General features: G+C 62.6%; 21 protein-coding genes and 1 riboswitch. Of the genes, 8 read left to right on the top strand and 13 right to left on the bottom strand.

The features are described from left to right. Positions 1–213 precede the first annotated feature (213 nt). On the top strand, positions 214–573 hold the full coding sequence (locus ACMFWR_RS26380) for a hypothetical protein (protein WP_413195331.1): 360 nt from the start codon (positions 214–216) through the stop codon (positions 571–573). A 100-nt stretch (positions 574–673) separates the two neighbouring features. Here ACMFWR_RS26380 and ACMFWR_RS26375 read toward each other — a convergent pair whose 3' ends face one another. Together ACMFWR_RS26375 and ACMFWR_RS26370 are read right to left on the bottom strand one after the other, a co-directional pair. Then, positions 674–2,797: an ATP-binding protein gene (locus tag ACMFWR_RS26375; protein ID WP_413195330.1), complete on the bottom strand. Its 2,124-nt coding sequence runs from the start codon at positions 2,795–2,797 to the stop codon at positions 674–676. Between the two features lie 250 nt (positions 2,798–3,047). Further along, positions 3,048–3,914 (bottom strand): NmrA family NAD(P)-binding protein, encoded by an 867-nt coding sequence (locus ACMFWR_RS26370; protein ID WP_413195329.1) that lies wholly within the window; start codon positions 3,912–3,914, stop codon positions 3,048–3,050. A gap of 151 nt (positions 3,915–4,065) precedes the next feature. Here ACMFWR_RS26370 and ACMFWR_RS26365 point away from each other — a divergent pair, with 151 nt between their 5' ends. From ACMFWR_RS26365 to ACMFWR_RS26355, 3 genes are all read left to right on the top strand, one after another. Then, positions 4,066–4,989: a LysR family transcriptional regulator gene (locus ACMFWR_RS26365; RefSeq protein WP_413195328.1), complete on the top strand. Its 924-nt coding sequence runs from the start codon at positions 4,066–4,068 to the stop codon at positions 4,987–4,989. 256 nt (positions 4,990–5,245) lie between these two features. Beyond that, on the top strand, positions 5,246–6,070 hold the full coding sequence (locus ACMFWR_RS26360) for an alpha/beta fold hydrolase (protein ID WP_413195327.1): 825 nt from the start codon (positions 5,246–5,248) through the stop codon (positions 6,068–6,070). Between the two features lie 676 nt (positions 6,071–6,746). After that, positions 6,747–8,792, top strand: coding sequence for an arabinofuranosidase catalytic domain-containing protein (locus ACMFWR_RS26355; protein WP_413195326.1), 2,046 nt, complete (start codon positions 6,747–6,749; stop codon positions 8,790–8,792). Positions 8,793–8,978: 186 nt separating this feature from the next. Here ACMFWR_RS26355 and ACMFWR_RS26350 read toward each other — a convergent pair whose 3' ends face one another. From ACMFWR_RS26350 to msrB, 4 genes are all read right to left on the bottom strand, one after another. Continuing rightward, positions 8,979–9,602 carry a LysE family translocator gene (locus ACMFWR_RS26350; RefSeq protein WP_413195325.1) on the bottom strand — a complete coding sequence of 208 codons (624 nt, stop codon included), beginning with the start codon at positions 9,600–9,602 and terminating at the stop codon, positions 8,979–8,981. A 161-nt stretch (positions 9,603–9,763) separates the two neighbouring features. After that, complete coding sequence (msrA, locus tag ACMFWR_RS26345) at positions 9,764–10,519, bottom strand: peptide-methionine (S)-S-oxide reductase MsrA (protein WP_413197353.1); 756 nt, start codon at positions 10,517–10,519, stop codon at positions 9,764–9,766. Positions 10,520–10,590: 71 nt separating this feature from the next. Then, the gene (locus ACMFWR_RS26340) at positions 10,591–12,462 is read right to left on the bottom strand and encodes a cytochrome c biogenesis protein DipZ (protein WP_413195324.1); all 1,872 of its coding nucleotides are present in this window, start codon (positions 12,460–12,462) and stop codon (positions 10,591–10,593) included. Between the two features lie 54 nt (positions 12,463–12,516). Then, positions 12,517–13,056 carry a peptide-methionine (R)-S-oxide reductase MsrB gene (gene msrB, locus ACMFWR_RS26335; protein ID WP_413195323.1) on the bottom strand — a complete coding sequence of 180 codons (540 nt, stop codon included), beginning with the start codon at positions 13,054–13,056 and terminating at the stop codon, positions 12,517–12,519. 202 nt (positions 13,057–13,258) lie between these two features. Between msrB and ACMFWR_RS26330 the strand changes: the two genes are divergently transcribed. Both ACMFWR_RS26330 and ACMFWR_RS26325 read left to right on the top strand, forming a co-directional pair. Further along, a complete protein-coding gene (locus tag ACMFWR_RS26330; RefSeq protein ID WP_413195322.1) occupies positions 13,259–14,053 on the top strand; it encodes a response regulator transcription factor in 795 nt (264 codons plus the stop codon). Continuing rightward, complete coding sequence (locus tag ACMFWR_RS26325; RefSeq protein WP_413195321.1) at positions 14,050–15,576, top strand: ATP-binding protein; 1,527 nt, start codon at positions 14,050–14,052, stop codon at positions 15,574–15,576. Before ACMFWR_RS26330 ends, ACMFWR_RS26325 begins: the two co-directional genes overlap by 4 nt. A gap of 82 nt (positions 15,577–15,658) precedes the next feature. Here the strand turns inward: ACMFWR_RS26325 and ACMFWR_RS26320 are convergent, their stop codons facing one another. The 3 genes from ACMFWR_RS26320 to ACMFWR_RS26310 form a co-directional block, all read right to left on the bottom strand. After that, positions 15,659–17,626, bottom strand: a complete 1,968-nt coding sequence (locus ACMFWR_RS26320; RefSeq protein WP_413195320.1) for a TonB-dependent receptor domain-containing protein — start codon at positions 17,624–17,626, stop codon at positions 15,659–15,661. Positions 17,627–17,807: 181 nt separating this feature from the next. Continuing rightward, a riboswitch (cobalamin riboswitch) is annotated at positions 17,808–18,005 on the bottom strand. Positions 18,006–18,271: 266 nt separating this feature from the next. After that, the gene (locus ACMFWR_RS26315) at positions 18,272–19,564 is read right to left on the bottom strand and encodes a DUF2325 domain-containing protein (RefSeq protein ID WP_413195319.1); all 1,293 of its coding nucleotides are present in this window, start codon (positions 19,562–19,564) and stop codon (positions 18,272–18,274) included. Positions 19,565–19,727: 163 nt separating this feature from the next. Then, a complete protein-coding gene (locus tag ACMFWR_RS26310) occupies positions 19,728–20,450 on the bottom strand; it encodes a sulfite exporter TauE/SafE family protein (RefSeq protein ID WP_413195318.1) in 723 nt (240 codons plus the stop codon). A 196-nt stretch (positions 20,451–20,646) separates the two neighbouring features. On the opposite strand from ACMFWR_RS26310, the gene ACMFWR_RS26305 reads away from it, so the two are divergent. Continuing rightward, positions 20,647–22,200, top strand: coding sequence for a methyl-accepting chemotaxis protein (locus ACMFWR_RS26305; RefSeq protein ID WP_413195317.1), 1,554 nt, complete (start codon positions 20,647–20,649; stop codon positions 22,198–22,200). Positions 22,201–22,303: 103 nt separating this feature from the next. Here the strand turns inward: ACMFWR_RS26305 and ACMFWR_RS26300 are convergent, their stop codons facing one another. Both ACMFWR_RS26300 and ACMFWR_RS26295 read right to left on the bottom strand, forming a co-directional pair. After that, the gene (locus ACMFWR_RS26300) at positions 22,304–23,365 is read right to left on the bottom strand and encodes an alpha/beta fold hydrolase (protein ID WP_413195316.1); all 1,062 of its coding nucleotides are present in this window, start codon (positions 23,363–23,365) and stop codon (positions 22,304–22,306) included. 128 nt (positions 23,366–23,493) lie between these two features. Then, on the bottom strand, positions 23,494–23,781 hold the full coding sequence (locus ACMFWR_RS26295; RefSeq protein ID WP_413195315.1) for a hypothetical protein: 288 nt from the start codon (positions 23,779–23,781) through the stop codon (positions 23,494–23,496). 98 nt (positions 23,782–23,879) lie between these two features. Between ACMFWR_RS26295 and ACMFWR_RS26290 the strand changes: the two genes are divergently transcribed. Continuing rightward, complete coding sequence (locus ACMFWR_RS26290; RefSeq protein ID WP_413195314.1) at positions 23,880–24,686, top strand: AraC family transcriptional regulator; 807 nt, start codon at positions 23,880–23,882, stop codon at positions 24,684–24,686. Positions 24,687–24,697: 11 nt separating this feature from the next. On the opposite strand, the gene ACMFWR_RS26285 is transcribed toward ACMFWR_RS26290, so the two are convergent. Further along, entirely contained in the window at positions 24,698–24,988 is a 291-nt protein-coding gene (locus ACMFWR_RS26285) for a hypothetical protein (protein ID WP_413195313.1), read from the bottom strand. Between the two features lie 70 nt (positions 24,989–25,058). Continuing rightward, positions 25,059–25,301: a hypothetical protein gene (locus ACMFWR_RS26280; protein WP_413195312.1), complete on the bottom strand. Its 243-nt coding sequence runs from the start codon at positions 25,299–25,301 to the stop codon at positions 25,059–25,061. Between the last annotated feature and the right edge of the window lie 29 nt (positions 25,302–25,330).

The raw sequence follows: 25,330 nt of genomic DNA, 5'->3' as shown, positions 1-25,330 counted from the left end.
GCGGCGCTCCCCGCACAAGCAGAATTCCGGTACCGGGAGATCGCCGATCGGGCGATCTCGACATCCGTTGCGAAGCAGCACGCGCAGATGTGTCGGACCCGATGTGTTCCAAGCATGCAAACAGACCCAAGGCAGCACCGGGGTGAGCGGCGGCAGTGCCGGGGACGCTGAGTCCGATGTCTCAGCGAGTGCTGCATGCGCGCAGGAGACCCTATGAGCAAACGACAACAACAAGCTGTACCTCAGTCCATGACCCTGTCCTGGGGGAGTGACTTCAATATGCGCGTGGCACGCACCGCGTCGCATGTCTGCAGCATCGGCGACGACGGGCAAGCCGACATCGAAATGGCGGCGGCCATAGACTCGATCACGAAGGAATATGGATACGAGGGCAAACTGACCTTCGTCGAAAAGCTGATACTGCAATTCGAACTGCGCGGTGCGTTGCACCGCGCGGAACTACTTCGCGTTCTGGTGCGCACGGGGCACTGGGGCAGGGCCAAGTCCGGCCCAAAAGGTAAAGGGCCACTCTCGGCGAGGCAAGGCTGGGTCGACGTGTCGCACGCCGCCTGATCGCACAGTATCCTGAGTCGGCGACAGGGCGCGTGGCCGATCACGTCCCGACGCGGCCGGGATCACGGCGCTGTCTTGTCGTCCCTGACGCGGTTACGTGCTATCGATCGAGTACTTCACGCACCGTGCGCGCAAGATCCTCGATCGAATACGGTTTGCTGAGCAGCACGACACCCTCGTCGAGCCGGCCTTCATGAAAGATGATGTCGCGCGTGTAGCCCGATGCGAAGATGACTTTGGCGTGATGGGGTTCCGCTGAGGCGATTCGCGCGAGCTCGCTGCTGCGCACGGTGCCCGGCATGACGACATCGGTGAACAACAGGTCGATATGCTTCGATCGCTGCAGCACGGTGAGCGCTGAATCGCCGTCTTGCGCGGCCAGCACGCGATAGCCGAGCTGCGTGAACATGTCGATCGCGGCGAGCCGGACGTCGGGGTTGTCTTCGACGACGAGAACCGTCTCGCCGCCGGCATGCGCACCGGTGGGCGACTTCGGTCGATCCTGTTCCTCGATCTTGCTCGTTCTCGGGAAGTACATCGAGAAGGTCGTGCCTTCATCCAGAACCGTCTGCACATCGATGTGACCCGCGCTCTGTTTGACGAAGCCGAATACCATGCTGAGTCCGAGCCCGGTGCCGTGGCCTTCGGGCTTGGTCGAGTAAAACGGCTCGAAGATGCGGGACCTCACTTCGTCGGACATGCCTGCGCCGTTGTCGACGACGCTCAGCTTCACATACTCGCCGGGCGGCAAACCCAGCTCGGCCATCCTGCGATCCATCGATGGGTTCGCGTCTTCCACTTCGACGCGGATCAGGCCTTGTCCGGAGATCGCATCGCGCGAATTGATGACGAGATTCAGAATCGCGTTTTCAAGCTGATTGCGATCGACGAACACGTTCCATGTCGAATGCCCCATGGCGAATTCAAGCCGGATGCTTTCGGGGATCGCGCGGCGCAACAGCTCCGACATGCCCTGAATCATCTTCTTGGGGTTTGTGACCGACGGGTTGAGCGGTTGTCTGCGCGCGAACGCGAGCAATTGCTGCGCGAGTTTCGCACCGCGCGCGACCGCCGAATTCGATGCTTCGATACGGCCCTTGAGCACCGGGTTATCGCGAGTGGCGATCGCCAGTAGCTGAAGATTGGCGGAAATCACCTGAAGCACATTGTTGAAATCGTGTGCGACGCCACCGGTGAGGCTGCCGACTGCTTCGAGCTTTTGTGCCTGCCGCAGGCGGTCTTCTGCACTCGCGCGTGCCCGGACTTCCTGCGCGACGCGAGCCTCGAGGTTTTGCGTCAGCGACAGAAGCTCGCCTTCCGCCGTCTTGCGCTCGTGAATATCGACGAGCACCCCCGACAGACTGATCGGGGCGTCGATGACGTCGTGCTCGCAAGTGCCGCTCGCGAGCACCCAGCGATAGCGCCCGTCAATCATCCGCAATCGGAATTCGGCGCGCCGGCGCCCTTGCGTGCGCATTGCTTGCCGGATTGCTGACTTCAATGTCGTGCGGTCGTCGGGATGAACGTGACTCAGGATGCGGTGCAATGTGCGTCTTGCGGGCCAGCGTTCGCCCACCGCGAAGGTGGTGTTGAAGCGATCGTCCCCGAGGATGACATCGTCGTGCGCGCTCCAGATCCATGTGCCGAGTACGAGGCCTGAATCGAGCGCAAGACGCAGGCGCTCGCTCGCTGCACGAAGCGCCGCTTCGGCCTCCTCTCGTTTGTGCTCTGCGAGGACCCGGCCGGTGGTCTCGAACACGATCGCGATGACGCCCGCAGGCTCGCCGTTGTCCTCCACGACGGGGCTGTAGTGGAGATCCATCCACACGGGTTCGGGCCGGCCGCTGCGATGGAGTGTCAGCTCTTTGTCGGCGTAAGAAAGCGTGCCGCCAGCCAGACAGGTATCGACGACATGACGATTGAACGAAGCAATTTCGGGCCAGCCTTCTTCGACGGGCTTGCCCAGCAGGAATGGATGCCGGCCGCCCGCAAAGACGGCGTATGCGTCGTTGTAGACCATCGTGCCCGGTTTGCCCCACAACATTACGAGCGGAACCGGCGAGGCGAGCAAAAACTGCACGGCGCTGACCAGACTCCTCGACCATGCGGAGCGTGGCCCCAGCGCGGTGCCGGACCAGTCGAACGCAGCGATGCGCTGCGCCATTTCACCGTTCCAGCCGGCGCAGGCGTCGACCGGGAGAGGTTGTGCGATAAGCGAGCTCATATTCCAATCTTGGAGATTCGATGCGAACGCCACGTGAGCACGTACAGTGCCATCCCTTGTACGCGCAGCGTCCGCGCCGTACAGGTCGCATCGAGATGATTGAAATGTTAGCGCGCCGTGATGGTTTTCGCGCGAGTTAAAACGGTCGGCGATTCGTTAGGAATGCAACTTCTTCCGGGTGGGTGCCGGTGTGCGTAAAACGTGCCGGAAATGGCGCCCGGCACGTGCGCCATTTCCTGACGGCGAGACCTTAGCCGGCGCGCTTCACCAGCGACTCGAGGACGGTTGTCAGTTCGACGCGACCGCGCAGTACCCGATCGGGTTGCCCTTCGAATTCGATCCAGCTTTCGTTGAAGCCGTCGAGCATGCGCATGCGGGGCAGCGGGTTTTTCATGCCTTGCGACACGAAAAGCGGTTCCCAGTCTTGCCGCTCGACGACTTCCGCGCGCACTTCGCGATTCAGGATCCGGCCGAAGGTCGCTGCGATCTCGTTCGGGCTCACGCGGTGCGGACCTTCGAGTTCGACGGTCCGCACACCCTCCCACTCTTGCTGAAGCAGCTCGGCGGCAACACGACCCACGTCGGCGGTCGCGACCATGGGCACCGGTTTGTCGAGCGGTTGCAGATAGCTCGCGATCACGCCCGTGTCGCGCGCCGACGCGACATCCCAGGCGGCATTTTCCATAAACCAGCCCGGGCGCAGGAATGTGACGGGCATCGGCAGGGCGCTCAAGGCCCGCTCCATGAGCCCGAGTTGCGACAGCAGATTGGTTTGGGTGGCCTGGGCGCCGATCGTCGAGAGGCACACGACCTTCCCGGGGCGTGCCATCCGCAGCGCGGCGGTCACAGCCTCGATCACCGCGCGTGATTCAGGAAAGTCGAGTCCCGGATCGAACACCGGCGGCAACAGAATAAACACACCTTGCGCACCACTGAACGCTGCGGCGAGCGACGCCGCATCGCCCATATTGGCGGTCGCGAGTTCGCAGCCGAGTTCAGCCCACGACGCCGCGCGTGCTGCATCGCGCACGATGGCGCGAACCGGCTGGCCCGCCGCCAGCAACTCGCGCGCAAGCGCGCCACCCACCTGACCGGTAATTCCTGTGATGACGTACATGGCTCATGCTCCTTGCATTGATAAGTAACGTGAGCCAGATTCTGGGCAATCCCGATAGAAAACAAAATGATAGGGATGGCACTACATCAGTGACATTGAGTCATCAATACGGCATGATGGGCCTCCCTCGCGAACTGCGCCCGTGCCCATCATGAGAGCTCGCATCGAAAACCTGTCCAGCGGCATCAGCGTGTTTGCCGCGATCGTCGACGCGGGCACATTCGCGGCCGCCTCCGAAGTGATCGGCATGTCGCCACCCGGCGTGAGCCGCGCGATTGCAAGACTCGAGAAGCGACTGAAGATCCGGCTCTTCAACCGGACGACGCGCTCGGTGACCTTGACCGAGGATGGCCGCCGCTTTTATGAGCAGGTGATCCCGCACCTCGCCGGGCTCGAAGAGGCTGCGGCGGCGGTTGCCGACGGCGGCGCGGCGGTGCGCGGCAAGCTCCGCGTCAATCTCGATCCGATTCTTTACCGAACGATTCTCGGGCAGCGGCTCAATGACTTCATGACATCGCACCCGGACCTCGAGATCGACTTTATCGCGCGAGACAGCCTCGGCGACCTGGTGACCGAAGGCTTCGATCTGGCGTTGCGATTCGGCGAACTCAAGAGTTCGACACTCGTCGCTCGCAAGCTCCTCGATACAGCCGTTGTCACCGTCGCGTCACCCTCGTACATCGCCCGGTGGGGGCGCCCGGTCAAGCCGGAAGAACTCGAAACGCCGCGGCACGAGTGTCTGGAGTTTCGCAATCCGCAAACCGGCAAGCCATTTCCGTGGGAGTTTCACCGCAAGCGCAAGCGCGTCGTCATCGAGTCGCGGGGGCGCCTGACGCTCAACGATCCGAGTGCCTTGCTTGAAGCCTGCGTCGCCGGGACGGGGGTTGCACAGATGCTGTACCTCGTCGCCGAACAACTGATCGCCGATGGACGCCTGATCAACCTGTTCCCCGATTGGCCCGACGAGCGTTTTCCGCTGTATGCCTACTATCCGTCGCGGCACCACGTGCCGGCCAGAACGCGCGCGTTTCTGGATTTCATGATCGCCGTGCTCGACGGTCACTCGCCGGTCTGAAGGACTTTTGCGTCGATGTTATAAATCGACGCGCCGCAAGGATTGTCAGGTTTCGCGACTGGGGCGCGAACCTGTTTGCGCGTCCCCATGACAACTCGCATGCCACACAGCAGTCAGCGTGTGTGGCGATGAGTTGCGGCATCACTCAATTCAACCCTTGATCCCTCATGCGATGGCGCCTCGCGCCGTCGCGTGGTTCGCCACGAGCGCGAGTCTGCGCTCGACTGTCCCACCACCTAGCACCGGAGAGAACTCAATGAGCAGCATCAAGACACAAGACGGCACCGAGATTTACTACAAGGACTGGGGCACGGGGCAGCCGATCGTGTTCCATCATGGCTGGCCGCTGTCAGCGGACGATTGGGACGCACAGATGCTGTTCTTTCTGGCCCAAGGCTATCGCGTGATCGCGCACGACCGCCGCGGGCACGGTCGCTCGTCGCAAACGTGGCAGGGCAATGACATGGACACGTACGCGGCCGACGTCGCGGAACTGGCCAAGGCCCTCGACCTGCGCGATGCCGTCCATATCGGCCACTCGACGGGCGGTGGTGAAGCCGCGCGTTATGTCGCCCGGCACGGTGCCGGGCGTGTTGCCAAGGCGGTGCTGATTGGCGCGGTCCCGCCGATCATGCTGAAGACGGAAAACAACCCGGGCGGCCTGCCGATCGAAGTGTTCGATGGCTTCCGCAAGGCACTCGCCGACAATCGCGCGCAATTCTTCCGCGACATTCCGGCCGGCCCGTTTTATGGCTTCAATCGTCCGGGCGCGAAGGTTTCGGAAGGCGTGATCGACAACTGGTGGCGCCAGGGGATGATGGGCGGCACCAAGGCCCACTACGACTGCATCAAGGCGTTCTCGGAAACGGACTTCACCGACGACCTCAAGCGCATCGACGTGCCGACGCTCGTCATGCACGGCGACGATGATCAGATCGTTCCGTTCGCCGATTCCGCACCGCTCTCGGTCAAGCTGCTCAAGCACGGCACGCTCAAGGTGTACCCGGGATTGCCGCACGGCATGGCGACGACGCATGCGGATCAGATCAATGCGGACCTGCTCGCGTTCATCAAGAGCTGACCCGAAGTCGATCTGATGTTTGCCCGCGAGTCTGCCCGCGATTGAATCCCAGCTATTGATATTCGGCGGGATAATATTAGTCATTATTACCTCGCCGACCCCTCCTCCAGTAAATTCTGATTGCCGCACCTTCGCCTATCCTCAGCTTGATAAGGGCTTACAGCCCGTCAGTACAGCTGATTGATCCGGGATTGTACCGAGGCGTTTTAGCAATAATATTGATTAATATTATTGCCGAGCGGGGTGCCTCATCACCACGCGTCGTCGACATCGACCGCAGGGCTGATGCTCGATGAAATACAAAGGAGACGATGAGGGTGAACTGCGGAGCGTTTCAGCGTTTGGCGGTGTCTCTTGCCGCATATCGTCAGTTCAACATGAGCGACACGCCGTAACCCCCGTGTCTTTGCGCGTCACCGGATGACTCTTTGACAGGGCCTACCGGATCCCCCGGCGCGCGACGTTGCTTTCTCTGATATCGAACACTCTTTTCCGTACGAAGCGTGACGGCAAGGGCGGTTTACGCCTGTCCGTTGCACGTCTGCGCTTCGGCCGGATCGGCGTGAAGGACTCGGCTTGCCCGCGTCCGACCGTTCAGCGAACGCTTCGATGTTCACCGTTTCGTACACCTCAATTCTCTAAACGAAAGCACGGCTTGGCTCTACAGGAGGAAGTCATGATGTTGAGAAGCGTGGGATTACTTTCCGTCTTACTGGCGGCGACCGTCGGGTTGGCTGCATGTAGCGGCGACAGCGGCAGCGTCTCGCCATCGGGTGCGGTGGCCGATGCGGCCGCCGGGAATCAAAACCAGAGTGCGGCCGCGAACGTCGACAGCGCGTCGCTACAAGTGCCTAACGCGCCCGCACTTCCGTGCGACGCGGCGGCCACCGCAAACACGTCGTGCTCGGCCGCGCATAGCGTGACGCGTCTGCTCACGAAGAACTACAAGGGCCCGTTGTTTCAGGTCTCGCGCGCGTCGGACGGCAAGACGCTCGATGTCTATCCGTACACAAGAAACAACCTGCCGCGCGGTGGCGATTCAAGTCTGATCGGATCGACCAACGTCAACAGCACCAACGCGTTCTGCAACAACACCACGTGCAGCGTGACGTATATCTACGACCAGATCGACCTCGTTGCTCCGCTCAAGGGTGGCGCATTCGGCAACGTTCCGGCGACGCTGACGCTCAATGCGGATAACACGGAATCGCTGACGGTACCGAACCCGAACGGTGGTACCAACAAGACGATGACCGTGCCGGTGCTCAACGGCTTTGCGACGATCACGTTGCCGGGCACCGAAGGCTCGCTGACGGTGCAGCTGCTGACGCCGCCGACGCCATTGACGTCCACAGCGCCCACGCTGCAGCTCACGATCGGCAACGATTTGCCTGCCGTCCAGGGCAAGCCCGCCGTGCTGAGTCAGGTGACGTCGCAGGGCGTGCAAGTCGCCGCGCTCAATACGCTGGCGGGTCAGGCGTATCGCAATCGCTTCGGCACGGTGAACCAGTCGATCGGTGACTCCGAGATTGCCGAATACATGGTCGCGGGTGCGCACTACGGTCAGTCGTCGACCTGCTGCGGTACCTACGGAAACATGGAGGCCAGCGCCAATCCGGCCACGTACGCGCACGGCGAAACCGAAGGCATGATGTTCGGCCTCGCATTTTCGAACGGCGCTGCGGCGACCTTCGGGTACTGCGACGGCGATGGTCAGCAACCCGTCAACGTCAAGGACCCGGTCTGCAACGGTCTCGACACGAACTGGCCGGGCGTCGATGCAGAGGCGGGCGTCTATCTGTATGGCCCGCAGCAACCGCCGAAGGAAAAGTTTGTGACGGTGCTGTCGAAGTACTCGCCTGTCACGGCGCAAAACCGGTTCGTGGTCAAGAGTGGCTCTGCTTCGCAGAAGGTGCTGACCGACGACTTCGATCAGGCCCCGCCTGAAGCCTGGCAGTTCGGCTCCGACGAAGGTCATGCGTTCAACGGCCAGTGGGAAGGCGGTTTGTCGCTTGGCGAAGGCGGTGATGGCAGTGCGGCGCCGATTCAGTTCTTTGAAGGCGCGATCATCACGAAGTCGACGGCGGATACCACCGACAACGCGATTCAGACGAGCATCGCGAGCTTCTACGGTCCGCCCGCGAATGCGAACGCTGCTGCGTGCAATGCAGGCAACCTGATCAACTCGCCGCTCGCACTCGACAAGCCGGATGCATGGACGCAGCAAAGCGGTGGTACGGCATCGCCGGCAACCGATATCTCCGGTGTCGACAAGGGCGCGGCAACGCTGACGAACACGAACGGCTCCGCGTTCGCGAATATCCGCGAGATCATTCGCGTTCAAGGCGGCCAGACGTACACGTTCACGGACTACGTGCTTGCGACGAGCGGGGCGACGGCGTTCCCGGGCGGTTCGATTCAGACGGACGACCCGGGCAACACGGAGTTCGCGTGGGTACTCAATACCAACACGGGTGCCGCCGTACGTGGCACGTGGGGAGCGGGTCAGGCGACGTCGGTCAGCGCGGTGAAGGCGGGCCAATGGTGGAAGGTGACGGTCACGTTGACGGTGCCCGCGGGATCGAACAACGCACAGGTCTTTATCGATCCGCCGACATCGAACGCCGCCGGCGTTCGCTCGCAGCAGCCGACGAACTACCTGACGGCCACGCACTACTGCCCGTCGCTCGCGATTCTGAAGAGCACGGCAACGTCGTCGTAAGCATTCTCATCGACGCAGAGCAGGCATAAGGCGCGGGGCTCGAGTCCAGGATCGGGCCCCGCGTTTCCAATTTCGTGTGTCGATACACGACGAGCAAGTCACCATGCGCATGGATTGCAACGTGGATCACGCGTGGCAACCGCGTACGTGGACACGGTGATTCGCTTCAGCGTGCAGGGACTTGCGTCAGTGGATCGCCGACCACGCCACCGTGACCGAGAAGGCGGCCAGCACGACAGACGCTCCACGCAGCACATAGACGGGCTTGAGCCATGCGAGGCGGCCGCGTCCCAGTTGCGAGCCCAGCGCGATCCATAGCAGCCCGATAGGAAACAGCAGCGCGAGGAAGCCGCCCATGAGTTCGGCGAAGCCGGCGATGCTCATGAATGCGGCTTTCGGGAAGATCGTTCCGCCAAACAGGATGGCCTTCGGATTCAGCAGGGTCGCGACAAACAGGGCGCGCATATCGACCGCGCGACCGTTGCCATCCGTCAGGTCGAGCGTTGCGCTCCACATGCGCACCGCGAGGTAGGCGATATACACCGCGCTGACCAGACGCACGGTCAATGGCAGCCACGGCATGCCGTGTGCCAACTGGGCGAGGAACATACCCCAGAACGAAATTGCAATGAAGTAGCCGGCACTTTCGGCCAGCGTCAGCCGGGCAGATCGCCGGAAACCGCGCTCGAGGCCGGCGGCTGCGAGCAGCGTATTCGTCGGACCGGGCATCACCAGCACGAGAAAGACGCCGAGCAGGAAGAGGCCAAGCTCGCTGAGAGGAACGAATGCGGGAACCATAAAGGGAGCCATCGCGGCGAATCGGTCGAAGAAACCGGATTGTCGCCGCAAAACTGTGACGCGCACGAGTCAAGAGAGACGGACACAGTAACAGATGTTCCCCGGCAGGCACGCCCGGAGTGAGCGACGTGAGCGCCGCATCAACGCCCACGCCGGTGATACCAACGTTCTTGTTACGACTTCGCCGACGCGGTGTACAACACAGCGTCGTTCCGGTACAGGCTCGGGAACATCGTCTTCAGCGCCTCGACCTTCGGCATATCGTTGATCGCGATATATGGATAGTCGGGATGATGCTCGAGGAAGTTCTGGTGATAGCCCTCTGCCGGATAAAAGCCCTTATAAGGCTCGACGCGCGTAACGATCTGTCCCGGATACACATGCGCCTGCTGCAGCTGCGCGATATAGGCCTGCGCAACGTCACGCTGTTGCGCGCTCGTCGGGAAGACGGCCGATCGATACTGCGTGCCGTGGTCCGGACCCTGGAAGTTCAGCTCCGTCGGATTGTGCGCGACCGAGAAGTAGATCTGCAGAATCTTGCCGTAAGTGATCTGGCTCGGGTCAAACGTGACCTGCACGGATTCGGCATGTCCGGTATCGCCGTCCCCGACCCGCTCGTAGTGCGCGGTATCGGCCGCGCCGCCCGAGTATCCGGCGGCGACTTGCGTGACGCCGCGCACATGCTCGAACACGCCTTGCACGCCCCAGAAGCATCCGCCTGCGAGAACGGCTGTTTCGGTGTGCACGCCCGCAGCATGTTCGTCCTGAGTGGGCGCGGGGATCGTCACCGGCGGTTCGCCGGAATGCGCGCTGCGCTGCCAGAGCACGGCAGCCGCCGCGACCAGTGCGATGGCGCCGAATTTGAAGAACGTTGTCGAGCGCGTTGATGTACGCCCCGACGGGGGCGTCGAATCAGGCCGTGGATTCATGGAAGTCGGGTTCACGATGTCTTTCCTCCGGGATGGGTTGAGCGCGGCGCGCTTGAATTAACCAAACCTGATCAACCAAACGTAAATGCAAAGGCTTGAACGCCGGGGTCGAGAAACTGGATCGCGAACGTGTGATCCGCGACGTCGCCCGGCTGACGGACGAGCTGGTACAGACGCTGTCCGGTGACGGTGCCGCTGCCATCGGCGGCGATATCGCTGCCGTGCGCATCGCCGGGCGCCTTGCCGTCGACGGTCACCCGAAAGCGAACCGGCTTGCCGTCCGCACTCGGCCCGAGCACAAGGTGCAGGTCGCGTGCGTGGAAGCGATAGACGATCTGGCCATCGGCCTTGGCGAGCGTCGCGTTCTCGGCGCTGACGTTCCAGTCGCCGGCCAGGCCCCACTCGTTGACATCGAGCTTCGTCGGAGCCGGGTAGTCGTGTGCGCGGTCCTGCACGACACCGCCCGGCGACGAGAAGCCTTCTGCACGTTGAAAGCCCACATAGGTTTCAGGCGAGCGCATATCGGCCTCATCGGCTTGCGCCTGCACGCCGTTGGCTTTCGCATCGCCGAGACCCAGCGGCACGTTCGCTGCATCGGCGTGGCCGGCTTCGACGAGCAGCTGCTGGATCACGCGCTCGGACTTGTCGTACTCGCCTTCACCGAAGTGCGTATAGCGAATCTTCCCTTGCGCGTCGGCGAAGTAGTGCGCCGGCCAGTACTGGTTGTCGAACGAGCGCCAGATCGCATAGTCGTTGTCGATCGCGACGGGGTAGTTCACGCCGAGGTCGTGCGTGGCTTTCTTCACGTTGTCGATATTGCGTTCGAACGCGAATTCCGGTGCATGCACGCCGATCACGACGAGGCCCTTGTCCTGATACTTGCGCGCCCAGGCCTCGACATACGGCAACGAGCGAAGGCAATTGATGCACGAGTACGTCCAGAAGTCGACGACGACGACCTTGCCGCGCAGCGCATCGGCCGTCAGCGGAGGCGAATTGAGCCATTGCACGGCGCCAGTGAGCGCAGGCAATTGACCGAGCACCGGCAGCGATGACTTCGTAGCCGCAGCCGCGGTCATGGCCATGGCGCCCGACGCCTTCATCATCGCGCCGCCCTGTGCGCCTTCTGCACCGTCCGCACCGTTTGCGGCGTCTTGCGATGCCGCCTTCATGGCATTGCCCTGATCGCCATTCGCGCTCATCGCCATGCTCGAATTCGACGACGGAGCAAAGGCATCGACGAGGTGCTGTTCGAGTCCACCCGTTGCCACGGTCGAGATACGCGTCAGGACACCTGTGTCGAGGCCGAGCGCAATCGCGGCGACCCCTGCGAGCATGGCCACGCCGATGCCGCGTCGAATCCATTCGCCGGCGCCGAGCGAGCGCTTCATCGCGGCAAAGACGCGTCCGCCGATCAGCAGGGCAACCCCCAGCGACGTCGCCGCACCGGCCGCATAGGCAAGCAGCAGGACGGTCGTGCCGATGCTGGCACCGCGCAGCGCGGCACCCGTCAGGACCAGGCCGAGAATCGGACCCGCGCAGGGCGCCCAGAGCAGGCCCGTCGCGATACCGAGCAGGAACGACGAGCCGATGCTCGGCGCGCCGCCTTGCTGGGCAGCATTCGACAGCCGGTTACCCGCGTTGACGAGTGGCTGCATGAGCCGGTCGGCGAACTTGGGCAACAGCAGCGTGAGGCCAAAGACGGCGAGCAGCACGATCGCAATCCAGCGACCGTACTGGTTCGCTTGCGCGACCCAGCCGCCGCCGACCGCCGCAAACGTCGCAACGACCGCGAAAGTTGCCGCCATGCCGGCGAGCAGCGGCAGGCCGGAACGGACAAACGGCTGATCGGACCGGGCGAACACAAACGGCAGCACAGGCAGGATGCATGGGCTCAGGATCGTGAGCACCCCGCCGAGATAGGCTAGAACGATGAGCAGCATGATGTGGGTCTCGGAAAGCGTGTTGAATTCGGTTCGGGCTTCGAGCGATGCAGGTCAGGCCGGCTCGGGCTTGAACGACATGGCCAGTCCGTTCATGCAATAGCGCAGGCCCGTCGGCTTGGGGCCGTCGTCAAACACGTGACCCAGATGGCCGCCGCAGCGATGGCAGTGCACTTCCGAGCGGAGCATGCCGAACGAGGTGTCGGTGCGCGTGGTCACGGCGTGGTCGAGCGGCGCATAGAAGCTCGGCCAGCCCGTGCCGCTGTCGAACTTCGTGCTCGAGGCGAACAGATTGATTCCGCAGCCCGCGCAGGCGAACTGGCCATGGCGGTGCTCGTCGTTGAGCGGGCTCGTGAACGGGCGCTCCGTGCCCTCGTTTCTGAGCACTTCATACTGGGCGGGCGTCAGCAGCTTGTGCCATTCGGCGTCGGTATGGACGACTTCGAAGTGCTCGGCCGGGCCGGATGCCGCACCCGCGGCAGGCGATGCGGCGCTGTGGGTTTGCGCCGAGGCGAGCGAGCGCCATTGGCTGAAGGCGGCCAGACCGGCCAGCGCCGTGCCACCGGACAACAGGAAACGTCTGCGGCTATCCATGGAAGATCTCCTTGAGCGATGCAACGAACCTGGGGCGAGCCTTATTCCACCCGCTGATCCCTAACTGTTTGATCGATGACCGCAGCTTAGGTCGCGCGCGATGTCGAAGTCCTCACGAAAAGTTAAATTAATTGTGATAACTCGATTGCAGGGATTTCTGCACAATGGATGCTCGTTTCGAGGCTTTTTGCCCGCTCAACACATGGCTCAAACCAAACGCGTTCTGATCGTCGAAGACGATGCCGACATCGCCAACGTGCTTGCGCTGCATCTGCGCGACGAGCACTACGAGGTCGTTCACAGCGCCGACGGCGCTGAAGGGCTGCGCCTGCTCGAGCAGGGCGGGTGGGATGCCCTGATTCTGGACCTCATGCTGCCCGGCGTCGACGGGCTCGAAATCTGCCGCCGCGCGCGGGCCATGACACGCTACACGCCGATCATCATCACGAGTGCGAGATCGAGTGAGGTGCACCGGATCCTTGGGCTCGAACTGGGCGCCGACGACTATCTGGCCAAGCCGTTTTCGGTGCTCGAGCTCGTCGCGCGGGTCAAGGCCCTGCTGCGCCGCGTCGATGCGATGGCCAAGGATCTGAAGCTCGATACCGGCGCGCTGTCGCTCGGCGGCCTGACGATCGATCCGATCGCGCGCGATGCGCGTGTCCACGGCAAGCCGATCGAGCTGACGCCGCGCGAGTTCGACCTGCTTTACCACTTCGCGAGTCATCCGGGCAAAGTGTTCTCGCGCATGGATCTGCTGAATGCCGTTTGGGGCTACCAGCACGAAGGCTATGAGCACACCGTCAACACGCATATCAATCGGCTGCGCACCAAGATCGAAGCGGATCCGGCGCAGCCGACGCGCATCCTGACGGTGTGGGGCCGGGGTTACAAGTTCGACGCGGAGGGCGCGGCTGCCGATGGTTCAGGCACGGGCGAAACCAGTGCTTCAGCCCGTGGCCGCAGCCCGACGCGCACCGACAAGGGAGACGCATCATGAAGCTTGCGCTGACCCACCGGCTTTCCATCGTCTTTTCCGTGCTGCTGCTCGCGTGCTGCGGCGCGTCAGCATGGTTGCAGATCCGCGCGAGCAATCTGCATGATCAGGAGGTCATCCAGGGCCTGTCGCGCGATCTGGCGTCGCAGATTGCACGCCATGCCGTGTTGATGGACACGACGGGTCCCCGACCCGAAGCGCTACGCAATCTCTTCGGCCAGCTGATGGCCGTCAATCCGAGCGTCGAGGTGTATCTGCTCGATCCGGACGGACATATCGCAGCCGACGATGCGCCGCCGGGGCACGTCAAGCGCACGCGCGTCGATCTCGCACCGATTCAGCGGTTTCTCGCCCATGATGCGTTCCCGATCCTCGGTGACGATCCGCGCAGCCCTGACGGACGCAAGGTGTTCAGCGTCGCGATGCTGCCACGCACCGATGGTCAGCCCACGGGCTATATCTACGTGGTGTTGCTCGGCGAAGCGCACGACGCGCTCGCGACGCAGATCGCGCAAAGCAGCGTACTGCGCACGACGCTCTGGTCGATGGCGGTGGTCGCGTCGCTCGGCTTGCTGGCGGGTCTGATTGCGTTTGGTCTGATCACGCGGCCGCTACGGCGCCTGACGAATACGGTGAGCCGTTTCAATGCGACCCTGCGTACCGATGCGGAACCGGGTGCCATCACGATCAGCCGCTCGGCTGCGAAGTCGCCGACGCGCGATGAAATTGTGATTCTCGAACGCACATTTGCGCAGATGGCCGACCGGATCGGCGTACAGTGGCGCGAGCTCAAGCGTCAGGATCAGGAGCGGCGCGAGCTCTTTGCGACGATTTCGCATGATCTGCGCACGCCGTTGACGTCGTTGCACGGCTATCTGGAGACGTTGTCGTTGAAGGAGGATGCGCTGACGCGTGATGACCGCCGCCGGTATCTTCAGGTCGCGCTTGCGCAAAGCTCGAAAGTCGGGCGCCTCGCGCAATCCTTGTTCGAACTCGCGCGGCTCGAACATGACAACGTGCAGCTCTCGTTAGAACCGTTCCCGCTTGCTGATGTCGTGCAGGACGTGTTCCAGAAGTTCGAACTGTCCGTCGAGGCGCGCCATATCCGCTTGCACGCAGACATTGCGCCGCATCTGCCCGGGGTCTATGCGGATCTCGGCATGATCGAGCGTGTGCTGACCAACCTGCTCGACAACGCGATCCGGCATACGCCGGAACGTGGTGAGGTCAGCGTGACGCTGGCCGCCGACGCAGGGAAGGTGCAGGTCACTGTCAGCGACACCGGACCCGGCATCCCGGCCGAGATTCGGGCGCACCTGTTCCGCAGCGCGTTCAGCTCTGGCGGCGCACGTCGCGTCGGCGGGCTCGGCCTGCTGATCGTGCACCGGATGCTTCAGTTGCACGGCAGCGAGATCCGGCTCGTTGAGCGTGAGGGCACCGGGACGACATTTACGTTCGCGCTCGATACGGTTGATCGAGCGCCCGGCAAAACCCTTGCGGGAGCGGTCGCTAACGCGCCCGCGTGAGCGCCCCACGTTACGTTGATGTCGCGCCTCGGCACGTCTTGTGTCCCGAGGCGCACTGCCTGGTTTCCGGCGCTGCTTTCGCTCAGAACGTGTACGCCACCTTCCCGAAGGCCGTCCGTCCCAGCGAGTTATAGCCGTAGGCAGTCTGATACTGCCGGTCGAACAGATTCGACAGGTTGGCCGACAACGCGAGGTGGGCATTGATCTTGTACGACGCGCGCAGACCGACGGTCAGGTAGGACGGCAGATACGTTGTGTTCGCGGGATCGTCGAAGGTCGTGCCGCCATAGAACAGCGAGAAGCCTGTGCTCTGCGCATGCAGATGAAACTCGTCCCACGTGTGATCGATGCTCAGGCTCGCGGTCTGACGGGGGCGCCGGCTGAGCCATGTGTTGTCGGTCTCGTCCTGCGGATTCAGGATGCCGACCGACGCGCTCACAGGCGTCGACTGGCCGAGCGTGCCCTTGTACGACAGATCAAGACCCTGGATATGGGCACGACCGATGTTGACCGGCAGGAAGGTGACCGGATCGTACGCAATCAGCTCGTGCACCCGCGTGTCATAGACGGCCGCGGTGACGGTGCCGTACGACGTATTGGCATCGATCGCCGCTTCGACCGAATCGCTACGCTCGGGCTGCAGATTCGCGTTACCGAAGCCGGGGTAGTACAAATCGTTGAACGTCGGCAGGCGGAACGCATTGCCGTATGACACCCGCGCCGTGAACACCGAGTTGATGGCCCAGGCCAGCGACGCATTGCCCGTGTTGACGGTCTGTCCCTGCACCACGTCGTGGCGCCCTGCCAGGAAGAGCGTGACGGGCCCAAGCGTGGCCGACTGGTGCATCGATACGGCCGAGTCAATCCGCGACGGCAGGCCGCCCGGGACATCGACCGGCAAAAACGCCTGTTCGCGCGTGAAGTCGTAGGCGATCTTTGTTTCGCCCGACAGCGGCAGCCCGAACAGGCTGAAGCCCTTCTCCTGATGCGTGAACGACGTCGACGTGCTCAGGCGCGTGGAGTTGAACTCATCCGTCCCGATCGTCGGATCGTTCGCATAGATGAACTGGCGGTCCGTCGAGTACCCGACAGATTGATCGAACTGCGTGTCGGGCGTGATGTCGAGGTGAAACGCAAGCCCGGTCGTGAGCTGGTAGTCGGCCTGATGATCGTCTCCGCCGAGAAAGTCGTACGACAGGTCCGAGCGATGGTAGAGCGCGAACGTCGAGACCGACCAGTTGTCGCGGCTGTAACCGAGGCGCGCGTCGAGATCCTGAGCGTGATACGGGTTGCGACCGTCTTCGTGTCCGGACGTATAGGGCTGCGTCGCGTCGATGCCCGCGGTGTTGTAGTCGTGCAGGCCCAACGAGTAGGTGAGCCCGGAAAGCGCCGACAGCGGTCCCGTCGACGGAATCGATCCGCTCGTACGCACTTGCGTATCGAATGTCTTGTTCGAGCCACCGCCGAACGAGACCGTGGTCTGGTTCGGCTGGTTCGACGCGCGGCGCGTAAAGAGCTGCACGACGCCGCCGACTGCATCCGCCCCGAACGATGCCGCGGCCGGGCCGGAAATGACTTCGACGCGTTCGAACGCCTCCGCAGGCAGATCGGCCCATTCGGCCACACCCGTGGTTGAGGAACCGACACGGATGCCGTCAATGAAGACTGCGACCTGGCTTGCTGAAGAACCGCGGATGCTGACCGCGGCTGTTGCGCCCGGACCGCCGTTCTGCGAGATCGTCACGCCGGGCAATGTGGCGAGCGCCTGCGTAATGCTCGGATCGGCAGGCGACAGACGGTCGAGGTCTTCGCGCGTGAGCACCTGCGTCGTCGCATAGCGGCCGTCGAACGACTGCGGCAGATGCGTCGCATCGCCGACCACCGTGACCGTCGGCAGCGTTGCGTCAGCAGGAGGCAATCCGGTAGCCGGAGCCGTAGCGGGTTCGGAGGTTTGTGTGAGCGAAGCGGCATCGGCGGCGTGTGCGCCTTGCCATGCGCATGCGGTTGCGGCCGACACGGCCGACGTCAGGATCAGTTGTCGAAAATGCATGTGGAGATGGGGAATCGGAGCAGCGACCCCATGCCGGCGACAGCGCGCCGAATGGCCGCCTGAAGCGGGGCCGAACGGAGAATGCGAGACATGTAGCGGGTCCTGAGGTCAAGGTTGTCCTTGCAACAGGCGACCGCACAAGCGGTGCTGGCGCATCGGGACACCCCGCCCGTTTGCGGCTGCATGGACCTCGTCTGATGGCAGGTCTCCTGGCTCGCGGGTCGTCGTCCGATGCCGGCCTTCCCGGTTTACCAGTGGCGCTGCGTGGCATGGACTCGCCGCTTACAGTTGCGGGGGCAGCCGCAGATTCGAGGCGTGAGCGCCTCTACTGCGTTCCCTTTTGATCCCGTCTCGGGGAACCATCAGCGCGCGAGGGTAAGGGCGCAGGCCGAGGTCCGTCAACCTCAGCGCTCATGAGTGTCGCGAATCGACACGTTTCGGAGGGCGCAGTGCAGACCCTGCCCTTCAAGCACCTTTCGGGATATGGGGCAAGCGGCAATGCTTCGGACGGGATTGCGCAATGCGTGGCCTTCATGTCGCTTTCAGGAGGTGGCTCTCAGCCGGCGATCCGAAGGGGTGACTCCAACGCGACAGCGGCGCGGAGGCAATGGCGTGCGAGCGGCAACGGCCTTCAGTAGCCGATTTTCACGCTGCTGCCGCCACTGCCTTCGCAAAACTCGCGATGCTTGCGGTGCGCAGGGGATAGAACGGTACTGCGTGCCGATCGCAGACACGCTTGATGGTGTTCATCGAATCGTGATCGATGCAATCGACGGGGAAGAACACCACGTCGGCGCGCGCGATGGCCGATGCGAGCAAGCCCTTGCGATCCTCGAGTCCGCCGTCGTGCGTCGAAAAGTGGCCGCCGGCCTCTTCGACGAGCGACCTGAGTACCAGGTTGGACCCGGGACGACCGCCGACATAGACGACTGTTTTTCCCTTGAGCGCATCGAACGCGGCTTCTCGCGACGTGTTTCGATCGAGCGCCATCAACATCGTCCGTTCGATGGCACCGGCCTCAGCGTCGAGGGTTTCGGCGAGCGCAGAGGTCTGATCGAGGCTCTGCCTGAGTCCATCCAGTTCGGCCTCGAGCGACTGCGCGCGCGCTTCTGCCGTTTCGCGACGCTGGTTCTGAAGCGCGGCGTTGGCTTCGGCGGCGGCGACGCGTTCGCTGAGCTCCCGCAGTTTCTCCGCGAGTTCGTGGTCGCTTGTGAGCGGCGCGCGTTCCGCGGCGGACTCGAGATCGGCGATCTGCGCCTGCGCCGCGCGCAGTTGCTGCTCGTGGCGATACGCCGCTTCATGAGCACGAGACTGCTGGTCGTCGAGTTTGTCCTGCAACGCGGCATTCTCAGCTTCGAGTTCCACCAGACGGCGAATGTCGGCCCGATTGGCGGCGCCCACAAGGTGGGACAGCATGTGCACGTCGCCGAACACGCGCTGGCGGACGTCGAGCGTGGCCACGGGATGGCTCATGATCGCCCAATAGGCCGATGCGACGTCACCCTTCTTCAGGGATGCGTCCCACATATCGATCAGCTGCGCTTCGTCACGTGCGTCCCGATACTGCCTGATCGCCATCGCGTGACGTTCGTCGAGCGCCTTGCTCAGGGCCTTGCTGGCTTCGCCGCCGTCCACGGCAAGTTGAACGGCTTCGTGATGAATGTCGAGGTCGGTGGCCGATTTGCGGTCGACAGGCACGAAGCGCGGAACGAGCCGGCGCAATTCGGACAGCGTGAGGCACGTACCGATAATCGAGCAATGAAGGTTGGTGTCGAGTTCCGACAGGCGCACACGCCGCGCGGTCCGCTCCGGCGCGGCAGGCTTTCCGTTGAGGGCATGCGAATCACAGCACGCTGCCGCGTTGTGGAGGGGCAGGCCGAACAGCTCTCGTGTGGCCTCGGCTTTCTCGTCGAGGCGTTGAAACGGCGGCCGGATCATCGGAACCTCGCGCTCATGACCAGTTCCGTCGAAATATACCATCGAATATAACGGGGTCGCGCGGAGGGTGTTTCCAGCTGAGGCTATCAGGCCGCGAAAACGGCAGGGCGGCGCACGGCCCGTGTCTCGGCCATCACGTCGCGGCGAGGCCGTCGAGCCGGCCTTACCGACCCGCTGCCCAGAGCAGGGACAGGCCCGAGGACAGCATCAGGCCGTCGACGACAAGCCTGAAGGTTTGCGGGGACATGCGCGCGACAATTCGGCGCGCGCCGAACGTACCGAGCATCAGCGCCGAACCGGTAATCAGGCCATCGGCGACGAGATGCGGGGGCAAGGCGCCAAAGTGCCGAAATACCGCGACCTTGGCGCCGTATACCGCCAGCGACCCGGCGGCTTCGGTAGCGAGGAATGCGCCTTTCACGAGGCCGTAGCCCATGAACACGGGCACCGTGATCGGTCCCGTAGACACGACGATGCCGGTCAAAAAGCCAACGACAGCACCAATCAGCGAGAGGTGTAGCAAGGAGAAGCGAATCGAGCGACGTGCGAGCCAGCGGCGCACCGGCACCATGCCGACAAAAAACAGTCCTAGTGCGAGTTCAACGGCGTGCGGAGGCAAGGCGAGCAAGGTTCGGACACCGAGCATCGCGCCGGGCACGGCGGTGATGCAGTAGGCGAAGCACGCCTGCCAGTCAATTTCGCGCCACCAGGACAGCACCTTCCCGAGGTTCCCCATGATCGCCGCGATGGCCATGATGGGCACCGCCTGCTGAGGGCCGTACAAGATCACGAGGACCGGCATCAGCATCATCGACGATCCCGTGCCGATCACTCCGCTCAGCACACCTGCCATGAGCCCCACGCATAGCACGACCAGATATCCCATTCACTCGCCCCGTTCATGTCGCGGGATTTTATCGGATGTGCCTGCTCATTCGTAAATTGCGCATTCCCTTACCACTTTCGATAACTGGGGTAAGCACGCATCGTTTTGCAGTGGCTCGCGGTCGATATATCCGATTTGTAAGTTCAGCGGTAACCGATTCAATCGACGCGTCCCTCACTGAGATTTACCGATCGCCATGTTTCGACACGCCTCCATTCGTTCCAATGTGACCTTCGTGATTGCGGCATTCGGCGGCATTTTGATTGCCGTCATTGCAATCGGCGTTGGAAGCCTGAATATCAGCAACGATGCGCTGCGCAAAATGTATACCATCGACACGAATGCGCTCGTCGATCTGCAGGAGAGTGCGGAACATTTGCAAAGCGCGCGCATTTCGATGAATAGCTATATCGCGCTGTATGGCGTCGGCGACCCGGAACCTGCATTGCTCGATCACGCAAAGATCGATCTTGACGCTTCGAGCCAGGCATTTTCCAAATACATCGAGGTGGCCGTCAAAGACGCCGACCTCTCCGCGTTGTCCCAACAATTGCAAAAGGAACGCGACGCGCTGATCAAGAACGCCGTTGTACCGAGCTTCGATGCGCTGAAGAACATGGACTTCAGCAACTTCAAGATGCTCCAGGGCAAAGACACGCAGACGATGTCGGATGCCTACTCGCGCGACATCGCATCACTCGAGAACCAGCTCGTTGAACGGCAGAAGATGCGATACGTGCACGCGCAATCGCGCTTCTCGCTGATGATCGGCATTCTCGGCGCGGCCGCGCTGCTTGCGATCGTGCTGAGTTTTCTTGCGCGGCATACGTTGCTCTCCGCAGTCGTCAGGCCGATCGGGCAAGCCATCGACCACTTCGAGCGGATCGCCGCGGGCGATCTGTACGGCGATATCTCGATCGAGCGGCATAACGAAATGGGTGCGTTGCTTGCGAGCCTCAAGTCGATGCAGGAATCGTTGCTGAACACGGTTGAAACCGTGCGCAGCAGCTCGGAGACGATCAGTATCGGCGCGAAGGAGATTGCCAGCGGTAATGCAGACCTGTCGCGGCGCACCGAAGAGCAGGCGGCCTTGCTTGAACGCACCGCGTCGAGCATGGATCAGATGACGTCGACCGTGAAGCTCAACGCCGACAACGCGCTCGAAGCCAGCAAGCTTGCATCGCATGCGTCGGACACGGCGGCATCGGGCGGTCAGGTGGTCGACGAGGTGGTGTCGACGATGCGCGGAATTGCCGGGCACTCGGGCAAGATCGCCGATATCGTGGGTGTGATCGAAGGCATCGCATTCCAGACAAATATTCTTGCCCTGAACGCAGCCGTGGAAGCGGCGCGCGCAGGCGAGCAGGGCCGCGGCTTTGCAGTCGTCGCGAGCGAAGTGCGCAACCTCGCACAACGCAGCGCATCAGCGGCCAAGGAAATCAAGCAACTGATCGGCGACTCGGTCGGGCAGATCGAACGCGGCTCCGAACTGGCGGAACGTGCCGGCACGACGATGAGCGGCATCGTCGAGTCGATTCGCAATGTCACCGTCATCATGAACAGCATCTCGTCGGCGGCCGACGAGCAAAGCCGTGGCATCGAGCAAGTCAATCAGGCCATGACGCAGATGGATGCTGCGACTCAACAGAACGCCGGGCTCGTCGAGCAGGCCAGCGCAGCGGCGCATTCGCTCGACTCACAAGTCGACGCGCTGACGCAGGCGATTGGTGTCTTCAGGCTCCGCGCGTAAGTCAGTCGTAGCGCGAAGCCCGGGCCGGGGAGACATCGCCGCCCGTCGTCTCCTCGCCCATCAGCCGTGCGGCGCGAGTTCGCCGCAGCGGTCGGCCGCAGAATCACGGGTTGGCAGCGCGTCTCTCCGTCAATCCTTTGAGCAGGGCCGCATGAAACGCATCGGGGTCCTGCATCTGAGGTGCGTGGCCGGCATCCGGGAACGCGACCAGCTGGATGTTCGGAATCGTTGCAGCGGCATGATGCGCAAGCTCCGGATAGTGGCCGAGTGAGGTGCGTACATCGGGAGGCGCCATGTCCTTGCCGATCGCGGTCGTGTCCTTGTCGCCGATGATCAGCAGCGTCGGCGGCTTGAGCTGCGAGAGTTCGTAGTAGACCGGCTGCGTGAGAATCATGTCGTACAACAGCGCCGAATTCCACGCGACCAGCGACTTCTGCGGGCCTCGATACATGCCCGCCAGCATCTGGACGGACGGTTCGTACTCAGGCCGCCACTGGCCCGCGAAATAGGTCGCCTTCTCGTACTCGCGGATCCGGTCCGCGCTCGTGTTCAACTCGCGCTCGTACCACTGATCGACTGAAATCGGCGGCACGCCCTTTGCCCTCCAGTCTTCGAGTCCGATCGGATCAACGAGGACAAGCTGATCAGTCTGTGCGGGATAGGTCAATGCATAACGAATCGCCAGCATGCCGCCTGTCGAGTGACCGATCATGGTCGCGTGTTCGACGCCCAGCGACTGAAGCAATGCACGCGTGTTGAGCGCCAGTTGCTGGAACGTGAACTGATAGTGCTCCGGCTTCGATGACTTGCAAAAGCCGATCTGATCGGGCGCGATGACCCGATAGCCCGCGTCGCTCAGCACACGGATCGTGGGGCCCCATGTCGCGGCACAGTAATTCTTTCCATGCATCAGTACGACCGTGCGTCCGTTCGCGGTTGCCGCAGCCGGGGCGACATCCATGTAGGCCATGTGCAGGTCTTGCCTTTGCGAATGAAACGTAAAGGTCGACACCGGATACGGATACTCGAAGCCTTGAAGCTCCGGGCCATAGACCGGGCCGCCGTCAGACGTGCTGCTCGAGTGGGCGGCGGCGGGAGACGTCGTGAGAGGCAGCGACAGCGCAATGGCTGCCGCAACGATGGTCGAGACGAAGAGACGGTTCATTGCGTTGAGAAGGCGCGGATCACGGATAGATCGATGAATCACTCAGGCGGGACTGAGCCTGAGACTGGGCCCATCATAAGCCTCGTCGCTCGAGCCGGCCTTGTAGCTGAATGCAAGCCCGTCTTCGTTCAACGCGTGAGTACGCTGTCGGCTGCGGTGTCGGCAGGCAGGCTTTCGATCCATGCACGCAGCGCGGTGTCGCGGATCTGCAGCGTGTCGAACAGCCCGATCGCGCGCAGCGCGGGAAGCAATTCGGCGATATCGGCTCCCGCCTCGTTGCGCGCCGATTCGCTCGCGCCGGCATCGCTCCAGACACGTGCATTGGACAGAAACGCGGCAACGGTACCCTTGCGGATCGTCGTGCCGCGTACATCGAGCTGGTTGACGTCATCGGGAAGAACCTGGTCGGCTCGCATCTTGATGCACTCCAGAAAAGTTTCACGGTGAAGCCAGTGTAGGCGTGCGCAATCGGCCGGTCTCAGGTATAAGAGCCATTCGATACGGAAATCCGGCCATGCCCTCACCGCTGATTCGCCCTGATCTCGTCTTGTCGTCCGGCGGCCCGTTCGTCGCGGCCGCCGCGTTGACTCAGCGAGACGCACGCGAGACCGCGTCACACAGCCATGCGCGAGGCCAATTGATGGGCGCGTTGAGCGGGCTGGTGTCGGTGGGCGTGAATCGGCAGCAATGGGTCGTCCCGGCCATTCACGCCATCTGGATCCCACCGCACTACGAGCATTCGGTGCGTTCGCACGGACCGTTTTCTGGATGGAGTGTTTTTGTGACCGAAGCACGGTGCGTGACGTTGCCGCGCGAACCGCGTGCCATCCGTACCTCGCCATTGCTGCGCGAGGCCGTCAAACGCGCGGCGACGTGGCCCGGCGCTGAACTGGATACGCAGCAGGCGCGCATCGCGGAAGTCATCCTGGATGAAGTGGCGGCCTCGACCCCGGAATCGCTGGGGTTACCCACGCCTGAAGATGAACGGCTCGCAAAGATCACGAATGCGATGCTCACGGACCTGTCGGATAGTCGCCGCCTCGAGGAATGGGCCGTCTGGGCAGGGCTCTCGCCGCGTACGATGAGCAGAAAGTTTGTCGCGGAAACAGGGCTGAGCTTTGCGCAATGGCGCCAGCAGGCGCGTTTGTTACGCGCGCTGGAGCTCGTTGCCGACGGCGTCGGCGTGACGACGATCGCGCTTGAACTGGGCTACGACAATGTCAGTGCGTTTATCAACATGTTCAAACGCGCGACGGGGATCACGCCGGGCCGTTATATGGCCGTCAAGGCTGGCCTCGATTCCGAAGTGCACGACAGCTAAGTCGTCCACGGCTACTGCGAAGTCATCCCGCTGCAGTCGCGCTTGTAGACGGTCTGAAGCTTTTTCTCGGCCTTCTCGATGTCGTCGGGGTAGTAGGCGTCGACGGCATTGGGTCGATATCCGACCGCTTCCAGCTCACCCAGCTCGCGCTGCAGGCCACGTTGGGTCACCTCTCCGCTCGCGGGCTTCGTGAACGGATATCGCTGACACTGACTCGGCGTCAGATGCAGGTCGGCATACGCCGACGACGACGCCCACGTGCCCAACAGCAACACAGCGAGACCACATGCTTGCTTGATCATATTGCCCTCCCGACTTTCGAAGCATTTAAAGGATCACATCTGGATCACGTCTTACCCGGTGCGTTCTTTTTTATTGCGCGGCAGTCGTCATGCCCGACGATTTTTGCCGGGTGCGTGCGACGAAATGCCGATCGTCGTTTGGATTCGGATAGTTGTTCGGTTCGTCCACGGCACGGGTGTCATGCAGATAGGCCCGAGTCAACTGAGCCTGCACTTCGGAACGCGTCAGCGATGGCGCCATCGGGTCGGCATAGGCCAGGCTTTGAACGGCGAGCGCTGCGCTCGCAACGACAAGAGGTAAAAGGAGTTTCATGGCACGCCTCACAATTATTTCGTTAAACG

Origin of the sequence: Pararobbsia alpina (assembly GCF_965118125.1) — a bacterium.
Taxonomy (GTDB): Bacteria; Pseudomonadota; Gammaproteobacteria; order Burkholderiales; family Burkholderiaceae; genus Pararobbsia; species Pararobbsia alpina_A.
Note: the sequence above shows the minus strand (reverse complement) of the source record. Positions and strands in the feature narration are given on the sequence as shown.